At 38.3% G+C, this 10,942-nt stretch carries 9 protein-coding genes; 4 read left to right on the forward strand and 5 right to left on the reverse strand.

From position 1 onward, the window contains the following. Positions 1 to 169: 169 nt before the first annotated feature. Positions 170 to 484: an RNA-binding protein gene (locus Q0465_RS03840; RefSeq protein ID WP_298613054.1), complete on the forward strand. Its 315-nt coding sequence runs from the start codon at positions 170 to 172 to the stop codon at positions 482 to 484. Positions 485 to 537: 53 nt separating this feature from the next. Here the strand turns inward: Q0465_RS03840 and Q0465_RS03845 are convergent, their stop codons facing one another. The 4 genes from Q0465_RS03845 to fabG form a co-directional block, all read right to left on the reverse strand. Continuing rightward, positions 538 to 3,735, reverse strand: a complete 3,198-nt coding sequence (locus Q0465_RS03845; protein WP_298613057.1) for an exodeoxyribonuclease V subunit beta — start codon at positions 3,733 to 3,735, stop codon at positions 538 to 540. 38 nt (positions 3,736 to 3,773) lie between these two features. Then, complete coding sequence (locus Q0465_RS03850) at positions 3,774 to 4,751, reverse strand: DUF6340 family protein (protein WP_298613060.1); 978 nt, start codon at positions 4,749 to 4,751, stop codon at positions 3,774 to 3,776. Between the two features lie 266 nt (positions 4,752 to 5,017). Beyond that, on the reverse strand, positions 5,018 to 5,512 hold the full coding sequence (locus Q0465_RS03855; RefSeq protein WP_298613063.1) for a GNAT family N-acetyltransferase: 495 nt from the start codon (positions 5,510 to 5,512) through the stop codon (positions 5,018 to 5,020). A gap of 205 nt (positions 5,513 to 5,717) precedes the next feature. Next, positions 5,718 to 6,464, reverse strand: a complete 747-nt coding sequence (fabG, locus tag Q0465_RS03860) for a 3-oxoacyl-[acyl-carrier-protein] reductase (protein ID WP_298613065.1) — start codon at positions 6,462 to 6,464, stop codon at positions 5,718 to 5,720. Positions 6,465 to 7,104: 640 nt separating this feature from the next. Between fabG and Q0465_RS03865 the strand changes: the two genes are divergently transcribed. The 3 genes from Q0465_RS03865 to Q0465_RS03875 all read left to right on the forward strand — a co-directional run bounded on the left by Q0465_RS03865 (position 7,105) and on the right by Q0465_RS03875 (position 10,080). After that, on the forward strand, positions 7,105 to 7,566 hold the full coding sequence (locus tag Q0465_RS03865) for a hypothetical protein (RefSeq protein ID WP_298613068.1): 462 nt from the start codon (positions 7,105 to 7,107) through the stop codon (positions 7,564 to 7,566). Positions 7,567 to 7,810: 244 nt separating this feature from the next. Next, the gene (gene pta, locus Q0465_RS03870; protein WP_298613071.1) at positions 7,811 to 8,818 is read left to right on the forward strand and encodes a phosphate acetyltransferase; all 1,008 of its coding nucleotides are present in this window, start codon (positions 7,811 to 7,813) and stop codon (positions 8,816 to 8,818) included. A 62-nt stretch (positions 8,819 to 8,880) separates the two neighbouring features. Continuing rightward, positions 8,881 to 10,080, forward strand: coding sequence for an acetate/propionate family kinase (locus Q0465_RS03875; RefSeq protein WP_298613074.1), 1,200 nt, complete (start codon positions 8,881 to 8,883; stop codon positions 10,078 to 10,080). Between the two features lie 179 nt (positions 10,081 to 10,259). Here the strand turns inward: Q0465_RS03875 and Q0465_RS03880 are convergent. Beyond that, on the reverse strand, positions 10,260 to 10,942 hold a 683-nt coding region (locus Q0465_RS03880), incomplete at its 5' end, for a leucine-rich repeat domain-containing protein (RefSeq protein ID WP_367274299.1).

Genomic DNA, 10,942 nt, shown 5'->3' on the forward strand with positions numbered 1-10,942 from the left:
AGCAGAATTTTTTTTATTCCCCATTATTATCCTACCTTTGTGGTGTATTTGAGAATTGAATTAGTTTGTATTAAAGTTCTTGCCTTCATTTTTAATGTATCGTTAAGCAGACTTTCCTTCTAGCTTTCAAACTCATCTATATTTTTATTAATCAAAATTTTTTAGTGAAATGAACATTTATGTTTCAAATTTGAGTTATGCTGTAAATGACAGCGATTTAAGAGATTTATTCGGAGAATATGGAGAAATCTCTTCAGCAAAAGTAATTATGGATAGAGAAAGTGGCAGATCCAGAGGTTTCGGATTTGTTGAAATGCCGGATGATATAGAAGGACAGAAAGCCATCGACGAATTAAATCAGGTAGAATACGACGGTAAAGTAATCAATGTAAATGTTGCCAAACCGAGAACAGACCGTCCGAGAAATAATAATAACCGGGGTAATTTTAATAACCGGGGCTTCCGTTCTGAAAGAAAATATTGATCTTATTAAAAGGGAAAGAGCGATAGAAATCACTTATTTCGTCCTCTTTCCTTTTACGCTGTTTCCACTATTTTCTCCAGATTTACATACCAGATATATCCCTTCACTTTTTTATAACCCATCTGCCGTAAAGCAGAACAATAATAATGAATTTGCTGGAGATAGCTCTTATCCTCTTTTATTCCGAATTTATAATCAATTACATACACCGTATTTCCGTCTAAAAGAACACGGTCCGGCCTTAAACGGGAACCCGAATGAAAAAGAATGTTCCGTTCGTTTATCACTTTATATTTGGGATCAAACCATTCTTTTACCTCCGGTTTGTCGATGTAAGAACGGATCTTCTGACAAAATACCTCTCTTTCCTTTTTCAAAATAAATCCGGAAAGATAAGCTTCTTTGACAGCTTTTTCCACATCCCCGCTATACTGAATAGATTTAAAAATCTCGTGCAACAATTTTCCCTCATCTACCGGCAATAATTCCGGACGTTCGGGGGAAGTATAATCTATAAATTTATATTTTACACAAATTCTTTCTTCCGGATCGTATACCGGATAATTTTCCAAGCTCAGAGGTTTGCTTTCCTTTCCTTTCTCAGCAATTCTTTCTTTCTTACCATACCGGACATTTATACTTCCGTCCTGAAAGAAAAAAGGATTTTGATTTTCTTTCAACTTTCCCAGTACCCGGTAAATAAAAGCGCCTATATCTGCAAGGGATACACTTCCGTCTTTGTTGATTTTAGGTGTATAAGGACGGACATAAAGTTCTTTTTTGGCACGTGTCAATGCCACATATAACAAATTAAGATTGTCTACAAACGCTTTCAAATGCTCGTCAAAATAACTTTCTTTAAAAAAGGTATCTGCCAGTTTCGAAGAATAATTTAAAGGAGCATATTCCAGTATATCAAATCCTTTCTCGTGATTTGTACACCAAATTCTCCTGACTGGCCGCGTACTATCGAGCTCCCAGCTGCAAAAAGGAAGTATTACATATTCAAATTCCAGTCCTTTGGATTTGTGTATGGTCAGTATACGGACAGCATTCGATTCCTCCGAAGTCGTCAATACTCTCTTTGCCTGTTCTTTTTCCCACCATTCCAGGAATAAATTTATATTGTTGGAATTATTCGCTTCATAGTCAAATACAATATCCTGAAAAGCGATTAAATAAGGAATTTCTTCTCTCCTATTCTTTAGAGAAAATTTATCAATTATGGCTTCGACCGTTTCATAAAGAGAATAGGACATTATTTTACCCGTATTGATATCGAAATCCGTTTGTAAAAAATGAAATAAATTATCTTCCTCTACCGCTTTAAAAATACGATCCAGTTCCTCTTCCGGTTGAATTTTGACAAATGAGTAGTAAAAATACAGGAGATTTGCTTTATTTACAGGATCGAAAGGCTCTACAATATAGCGCAATACGGATATTAAGAATTTTACATAAGGAGAAGTCCAGACATAAAGGGAATCATTCGAGATAAAATTTATTTTCCGTAAAGACGTTTTATTGTACTCCATCAAATACCGGGCGACAAAAGCTCCCTCTTTTCCACTTCTAACCAAAATGACGATATCCCTTGACTGTCCTCCTCTGTCTAAGATATCCAGCAGAATATCCACTACAGAACCCATAATCTCCTCATTACAATTTTCTTCCTTTTTGGAGGGACCGAAGAAAATATCTACATATCCATTCCGTTTATTCCGAACTTTCTGCTCTCCTTTTTCATAAGCCGCTTCAATAGAAGCAGACCAGGGATTCTCCTCCCCTGCAGATTCGTCATATATGTTTTTTAGTTCTACCGAAGCTTCCTGAAAAAACAGGTTATTGAAATCGACAATTTCACGCGTACTCCGCCAATTGTTTTGCAATACTATATTCTTCGTACCCAATTGCCGGAATTCTTTTTCAACACCTCCGGCAAGCAGACTCCAGTCTCCATTTCTCCAACGATAAATACTTTGTTTCACGTCCCCTACGATCAAAGCTTTATTTCCTTCTGACAGGCAATTTACCACTATAGGACGAAAATTTCGCCATTGCATGGAAGAAGTATCCTGAAATTCATCTATCATCAGATGTTTGTAATAATTTCCTACTTTTTCAAATAAAAAAGAAGTATCATTCCCTTCTATCAGCGTATTGAGAATAAAGGTCGTATCACTCAATAACATCAGATTTTTTTCTTCACAATATTCTCTTACTTTCCGGTAAAGATCGTTCAGAATCCCTAATTGATAGAGATTGGCTAATAAATGCCGGGCAGATAAATAACATTTGCAATGACTGTCATAGAGGCGGACACAATGTCCTAATAAAGGATTAAGTTGCGGAAAAATAAGTTCAATTTTTTCTTTAACTTCAGATTTGCAGGTTTTTGAATACCAATACCCTATATTGTCTATACCTTCTCTGACAGTTTGAGTCAATTCGTCGAACTTTTTCTCCCGGATTTTATAAAAATGAGATACACATCCCGTTTTCCCGTTCCGGAAATCTCTCAGTTCCAGTTGATTTTCCTCAATAATACCGATTGCTTTTTGACTAATACCGGTCAATTCTTTTTCATACGTATGCACAATATTTTGCAGAAAACGCTGATAGGCTTTCAAAAAACTTTTATCGTTGAATTTATCCAATACTTTTCTATCAAAGAGCATGTAATTTTCTTTAAAAAGCTCCTCTCCCAAATCGGCAATTTTAGCTTTAATACTCCATGATTTCCCTTCATCTACATTTGTCTCCATCAATTCGCTTACCCATTTGCGCAGATCTCCGTCTTTTTTTAACTGAACCATAATTTTATCTGTCGCTTGTGCCAGAATAAAATCCGTGTCCAGTTCTACATTATAACCGGGAAATATTCCCAGCTCGCGGGTAAATGATTTGATTATCCTCTGAAAAAAACGATCGATGGTGGTTACTGCTATTCGTCCGTAATCGTGTAGTAAAAGGGTACGTAAAACGATAGCCTTATTCTTCAGCTGTTCTTCTGTATATCCGAATTCCTGTTGCAGTAAAGGGCCGTAACTGCTTTTCTCCCCTTCTGCCAACAGATGCAACTCCCCGATTATACGGGTTTTCATTTCCTCCGTTGCCTTATTGGTAAAAGTAACAGCCAGTATGTTCTTAAATTCCTGAGGAGAGGAAAAAATAATTTTAAAATACTCCAGCGTTAAGGCAAACGTCTTACCTGAACCGGCAGACGCCTTGTATATATTCAATTTTGACATTGTCCGGTTTATTTATTTCTGAATCCGCAGCCAAAGAATTAATGCAGCTGGTTTTCGATCACTTTTAAATTTTGCAATCTTTTTTTCAAAACTTTGGCATATTCATCCAGATACATTTTGTCCTTTGCAGCAATCTTTTCTGATAAAGCTAGCTGTTGAGCTTTCTGCAGGGTCTCAAGTGCTGCGGAAAAATCCCCTGCATTTTCTGACAACCACGCCAGATTTATATAAGCTTTTATAGCGATTCCGGGTGACAAACGGGTAGCAGCTTCCCAAAGTCTTCTGGCTTCTTCTGCATTATTTTGCTGCAATAAAATATCTCCCATCCTCAACACCTTTTGTCCGTTATAAATTCTTCGTTCCACCGGATTCCAATAAGGCATAATCCGATGGGCATATGTAAATCCGGTTTCCCAGGCTTTGTCGCGGATATAGGCGACAAAATCGTAATCGTCATTTAAAAAAGCGGACAAGTCCTCACCCATTATCACAGTATCCAATGGCTTCTCTTCCAGAGGGGAATACAACCGGACAACATATCTGTTACGTACTTTGAGGGAATCCATATTTACACTATAGGCATACAATTCTAAAACGACCAGATAATCCAATTGATAGGTCTTACATATATTTCTGACTTTTTCTTTTCCCAAAGGATCCGGAATAGCATCCTGAGCCGGTAAATATGTCCGGAATTTATCGAAAAGTCCCGGAATGGTATCTCCTTCCTGTATATCTTTATAAGCATCCTGAAGGCCGGAAAAAAATAAAACGGACAATTCGAGGGGAAAAATGCCAGGATAATTATATAATACAAAAGCAGTGTCTGCAGTCCGGCTTACCTGCCGGTCCAAAAAACCAATCTTCCCTCCTTCAGGAAGCGTAATTTTAGCCGGCGATAATATTTCGACCTCAAATGTTCGATAACTACTACATGCACAACACATCCCTGTAAAAAATAATATAAAGCCGTAAAAAAAACGGCGGACAAAGCGAACAGAAGTTATTTTATGCATATCTTCAAGTTAAAGTTTTACAGATAAAGAGACCTTTTTTCCAGGAATTTCAATAGTATATAAAAATCCCTTTTCTCCTTCTTCCCCCTGTTTAAAAGACTATACGAAACAAATATAGGGATAAAAACTGAAAGATAGAGCGATTCAGTATAAAAAGGTTATAGTTAAAAGTTTATGCGGAAAGCAAAATGAGAATAAAACGAAAGAAATAAAACAAGCTCTCTTCTCGGATTCCGGGCCGGCAGAAAAAGCAAACAGCAAGATTCTCATAACCTCCACCAGATCGTTTCGGCCTGCTTATACTTTTTAAAGCCGCAACGCTCCAAAATTCTTTGAGAGGCAAAACCTTCTGCTTCGGTTTCTGCAATGACATTGAAAACGTTGCTCTGCATTACGGCAAATTCACATATGGCTTTTACAGCTTCTGTCATGTAGCCCTTATGTTCAAACGTTTTACCCAAACCATAACCGATCTCAACTTCCCCGTTTTTGTTTGGCAGATTTTTAAAATCAGCTGAACCGACAACGACTCTATCCGTTTTGCGAATCAGGAAAAAAAAGCTATAAAACAAGTAATTTGTGGGATGAGTTTGTGCTTTTCTGAGCTGCTTTTTTACTATTTCAAGGAAAAAGCCTTCCATAGGCTCTCCCTTATAAGTGCAGTTCAATTCTTTATTAAGTGCAGGTATATCCTCAATCCATAGTTTTAATTGGCTTGGAGTTAAAAGCGTTATCTCCAGCCGTTCGGTTTTCAACACCATAGTAACACCGCATCATTTATCACTAATTTTTGTTCGCCTTATTCGTCCCGTATGAAAAATTACATAGCACTCTCCCGGTGGCAGGGGTATTCTCAGTCCGTTGAATTTATTCCTTTTTCAAATAAAAAAAATCTCAAAAGCAGAAGCTGTTTTTATTTAAAAACAATTCACAATCCACTTTTGAGATAGTTCCGTCGGAAACAAATTACATATTCATTCCTCCGCATACATGTATCACCTGTCCGGTGACATACCTGGACAAATCAGAAGCCAGGAACAAACATACGTCTGCAATGTCCTCCGGTGTACCTCCTCTTCTCAACGGAATTTTGGCAGCCCATTCTTTTCTTACCTCTTCAGGCAGTTGGGCCGTCATATCAGTAATAATAAAGCCTGGAGCCACAGCATTTGCCCGGATATTCCGGGAACCCAATTCTTTAGCTACGCTTTTTGTAAAACCGATAATACCAGCTTTGGAAGCGGCATAATTAGCCTGGCCGGCATTTCCGCTTACCCCGACTACGGAACTCATACTGATAATGGAACCGTATTTTTGCTTCAGCATTACTGCAGAAACAGTTTTAGTAAAATTGAATACGGATTTCAAATTTACATTAATGACGGCATCCCACTGTTCTTCAGTCATCCTCATCAACAAAGTGTCCTTGGTAATACCGGCATTATTCACTAAAATATCAATTCTTCCGAATTCTTTGACAACTTCTTCGACAGTTGCAGCAGTTGCAGCAAAATCCGCAGCATTGGAAGCATACATTTTTGCTTTCACGCCACAATCAGCAATTTCCTTTTCTGTAGCCTGTGCTCCTTCGTCGTATCGTAAATCTGTGAATGCAACATTAGCACCTTGTTTAGCAAATGCCAATGCTACTGCTTTACCGATCCCCCTGGAGGCACCTGTAATAAGAGCAGTCTTTCCTTCTAATAGTTTCATAAATAACAGTTTTATTTAAACAAAATCAATTAGACTTTAAACCTGTTTACCGGTTTTTATTCTTCTTTCGGAAGCCAAAGGTAATTAAAAAACAATATTCCCCCAATTTAACAAGCCGAATTAATGGAATCATCTCTGCATCCGGAAGGAAAAAACGTATCGGTACCAGCTTTCACTATTTTACTCTTCTGAATATTTCGTACCGATATTTGCATAGCCTGTAAAATCCGTCTGTCCGAAAAAAGAATGATTCCCGTTTGCCTTATTCTTTTGCTAAAGGAAAATGGCTCAAAACAATTAAAAGAGGAATTCTTTAAAGATTTGAGTAAACTGAAATTTGTATACTGTTAAAATATAGATTATTTTTACACAAAATAAAGATATATTCCGGACAAGAACTAAACGAATAAGTGATCAGAATAAGATCAATAAACACAAATGGATTAAAATCATTTTTATCTGTTTATTCTGTTCTTATTCCTGTCAGCTAGAGGCAAATCATCTGATAACAACAGAAAAAAGGTTCGGTTATTTCAGACCGGACACCGACGATACTTTGCTTTACCGGAACTGGAAAAACAAATCCTAAATGATTCTAAAGAATGTTTGACCATTAAAAATAAAAATTTATCAGCACACTATGGAAGAAAATATTTTAAATACCCATAATAAACAGGAGTATCCGCCCATGCATACGGCCGAACATATCCTCAATCAGACGATGATACGCTTATTCGGCTGTCCCCGTTCCCGCAATGCACATATTGAACGGAAAAAATCAAAATGCGATTATCTTTTAGATACAGCTCCCACTCCCGGGCAAATTCAGCTGATTGAAGAGCAGGTAAATGAAGTGATCCGGATGCATTTACCGGTACATATTGAATTTGTAAGCCGTGCCCGGGTTCCGGAATGCGTAGATTTGAGTAAATTACCGCAGGAAGCCAGTGAAACGCTGCGCATTGTAAAAATAGGTGATTACGATATATGTGCCTGTATCGGGCAACATGTCGGTAATACGTCAGAAATCGGAAATTTTAAAATCATAAGTACAAATTATGAAAACGGCGTCCTGCGCCTGCGCTTTAAATTGGAAAACTGAAATACGATTCGTGTCAAATTGTCCGGAATGACAGAACTTTTAGAAATTCAGAAATAAACTTCTGTTAATTTAATTTTTTTATATAAATTTGTTTCGCTTTAGAGAAAAGCAGAAATGAAGGAGTAAGATGGTAATCCGTTCTTCAGTCTTTTGTAAATACTAAAAATAAATCCGTTTAGAACGTGGGGTTGTTCCGGGAAGAGGGACAACTTTTCTTTTGAAATTAATATTAAATGCACACGATATGGAACTCTTAGATCAAATCAAATCAAACGCTAAAAAGTACAGCAAAAGAATCGTACTTCCGGAAGGAACTGAAGAACGTACCCTGAAAGCTGCTGAAGTTATTTTATCCGAAGGAATCGCTCAGCTCATTCTGTTGGGTAAACCGGAAGAAATCCGGGAACAGGCAGAAAAACTGGGTTTAAAAAATATCACGAAAGCCACTACCATTGATCCGGCTTCCCATGCTAAAAAAGAAACTTATGCGGACTTGCTAGTAGAATTGCGCAAGAGTAAGGGGATGACAAAAGAACAAGCTTTAAAATTGGTAACTGACCCGCTCTATCTCGCTACTCTCATGATAAAAAGCGGAGATGCTGACGGTGAGGTAGCCGGGGCAATCAATGCAACAGGGGATGTTTTACGTCCGGCTTTCCAGATTGTAAAGACAGAACCGGGTATCTCTGTGGTTTCGGGAGCTTTTATGTTATTGACCAACAAACCTGAATTCGGAGAAAACGGTTTACTGGTCGTTGCTGATTGCGCGGTTCATCCCAACCCGACGGCGGAAGAATTAGCCGAAATTGCTGTTGTTACAGCCCGCACAGCCCGGAATATAGCTAAAATTGAACCAAGGGTGGCCATGTTGAGTTTCTCTACAAAAGGATCCGCTAAAAATGAATTGGTAGATAAAGTGGTAAAAGCGACCGAACTGGCACAGAAAATGGCTCCTGACGTTCTGATTGACGGGGAATTACAAGCAGATGCTGCTCTGGTCCCATCCGTAGGTAATCTGAAAGCTCCCGGTAGTCCGGTGGCAGGAAAAGCAAATGTATTAATATTCCCTACCCTGGAAGTAGGTAACATCAGTTACAAACTTGTACAACGGATTGCCGGTATAGAAGCCGTTGGTCCGGTATTACAGGGAATGGCAGCTCCGATCAACGATTTGTCACGGGGGTGTTCTGTAAACGATATCATTAATATGGTAGCTATCACAGCTAATCAGGCTGCAGGCCTGGCAAAATAATAAATGAACCCGGTGGAGCCGAAAATTTGACTGTTCGGCTCTGTTTCAATAATTCGCTAAATATGAATATATTAGTTTTAAATTGCGGGAGTTCTTCCATAAAGTATCAATTATTAAATATGGAAGCCCAGCCTGTTTTACTGGCAAAAGGTATAGTTGAAAAAATTGGACTTCCGATGGGGTCTTTTACTCATAAACCCAACGGAAAAGACAAATACGTATTGGAAAAACCGATTCCGGACCATGTAGATGGTATGGATCTGATCCTAAAAGCATTGACGGATAAAACTCACGGTGTCATTGTTTCTTTAGAAGAAATATTTGCTGTGGGACATCGTATCGCTCACGGAGGTGAATATTTTTCCCAAAGTGTATTGATTGACGAGGATGTAAAAAGGAAAATCAAAGCGTGCAGTGAAATCGCTCCCCTGCACAATCCAGCCCATTTGAAGGGGATTGAAACCATGGAACGTTTGCTTCCTACAGTGCCTCAGGTGGCTGTATTCGATACTTCTTTCCATCAGACTCTCCCGCCAAAAGCTTTTATTTACGGTATTCCGTATGAATATTACGAGAAGTACAGTGTAAGAAGATACGGTTTTCATGGAACTTCTCACAAATTTGTAGCAGAAAAGGCTTGCCAAATATTAGGCTGGGATATCACTGAAAAGAAAATTATCACTTGCCATTTGGGTAACGGCGCTTCGATAACAGCTATCGATAAAGGGAAATCAGTGGATACATCCATGGGCTTTACGCCGGTTGCCGGATTAGTTATGGGAACCCGTTGCGGGGATTTAGACACAGGAGCCCTCCTCTATATTTGTGACAAAAAAGGATATACCTCCCAGGAGGCGGTACGCCTGACAAACAAAGAATCCGGAGTTTTCGGAATTTCCGGAGTATCTTCGGATTTCCGGGAATTGACAGCCGCCGCAGATGCCGGAAACAACAGAGCCGAATTAGCTTTGGACGTATTTTCTTATAATGTAAAAAAATATATCGGAGCTTATGCCGCTGTATTAAACGGAGTAGACCTGATCATTTTTACAGGAGGAATAGGAGAAAATGACGAAAGAGTCAGACATTCCGTTTGCACCGGATTAGAATACCTGGGAGTGGAATTTGACGAATCGGTAAATCAGGATGCCAGGGGAGTGGACAGAATTATTTCAGCAGCTTCTTCCAGAACCTTGGTAATGACAGTGACTACGGACGAAGAGCTCGTTATCGCTACTGATACCTTAAACCTGGTAAAATAATCTGTTTTTCCGGGAATGAATACTCCATTTCCGCCGGCAGTTTACTGATCAAAAATTATTCAATTCTATCAGGAAAATAATTTAATAAACAAGCTAATTAATTTTTTTAATTAGTTGGCTTGTTAAAATTTTTACAAAACTATTTTACCCGTATTATTCAGATAGATTTTCAGACCGAATCATATTTCATACCATCCCCTTTTCAATTCAAGGGTACTGTCGGAATTAGGAATCATATTGTTGCGGATAACCACAAATCCTTTTTCCCTATGCGGAGGGATTGCCAATGAATCCACAAAATGCCGTAATGCCGATATATCCAAAGCATTATTTCCAATGTTTACAGAACGTAACTTTTTACATTTACTGACGTCCAGGTGATGAATACTATTATATTTACAAAATAAATCCACCAGTTCCCGACAACCACTTAACTCCAAATATTCCAAATTATTCCAGGCACAAGACAGGTGAAACAACTTTTTATACCGCCCCAATTTCAGTTCTCCCAATCGATTATGAGAACAATCTAATTCATATAATTTTCTGCATCCCCGCACATCCAACTCCCTTAACAAATTTTCCGAACAATCTATAAACTCTAGGGTAGGACAATGATTTACTTCTAAACGAATAATCCGGCATTTCTTTATGTCCAAATCTACAATCTTCTCTCCTTGAATAATAAGATGATAGATTCCTCCCCCTTTATAAAAATGCCTGAAACATTCCGCCTGCTTTTTTGTTTCACTCTCTTCTCCATCTCCCCATTCTACCTTAACCATTCCGGCATTTACCCGAAATGAAATTTCCTCTCTCTCATCTATTTCTATATCCAGATAAATTTCACCATAAGTTATAT

Source organism: uncultured Odoribacter sp., from assembly GCF_937966165.1.
GTDB lineage: Bacteria > Bacteroidota > Bacteroidia > Bacteroidales > Marinifilaceae > Culturomica.

Excerpts from the sequence above, each read along its gene's own strand:
- Q0465_RS03855 (WP_298613063.1), bottom strand. The coding sequence starts at position 5,512 with ATGGTGTTGAAAACCGAACGGCTGGAGATAACGCTTTTAACTCCAAGC.
- pta (WP_298613071.1), top strand. The coding sequence starts at position 7,811 with ATGGAACTCTTAGATCAAATCAAATCAAACGCTAAAAAGTACAGCAAA.
- fabG (WP_298613065.1), bottom strand. The coding sequence starts at position 6,464 with ATGAAACTATTAGAAGGAAAGACTGCTCTTATTACAGGTGCCTCCAGG.
- Q0465_RS03865 (WP_298613068.1), top strand. The coding sequence starts at position 7,105 with ATGGAAGAAAATATTTTAAATACCCATAATAAACAGGAGTATCCGCCC.
- Q0465_RS03840 (WP_298613054.1), top strand. The coding sequence starts at position 170 with ATGAACATTTATGTTTCAAATTTGAGTTATGCTGTAAATGACAGCGAT.
- Q0465_RS03850 (WP_298613060.1), bottom strand. The coding sequence starts at position 4,751 with ATGCATAAAATAACTTCTGTTCGCTTTGTCCGCCGTTTTTTTTACGGC.
- Q0465_RS03845 (WP_298613057.1), bottom strand. The coding sequence starts at position 3,735 with ATGTCAAAATTGAATATATACAAGGCGTCTGCCGGTTCAGGTAAGACG.
- Q0465_RS03875 (WP_298613074.1), top strand. The coding sequence starts at position 8,881 with ATGAATATATTAGTTTTAAATTGCGGGAGTTCTTCCATAAAGTATCAA.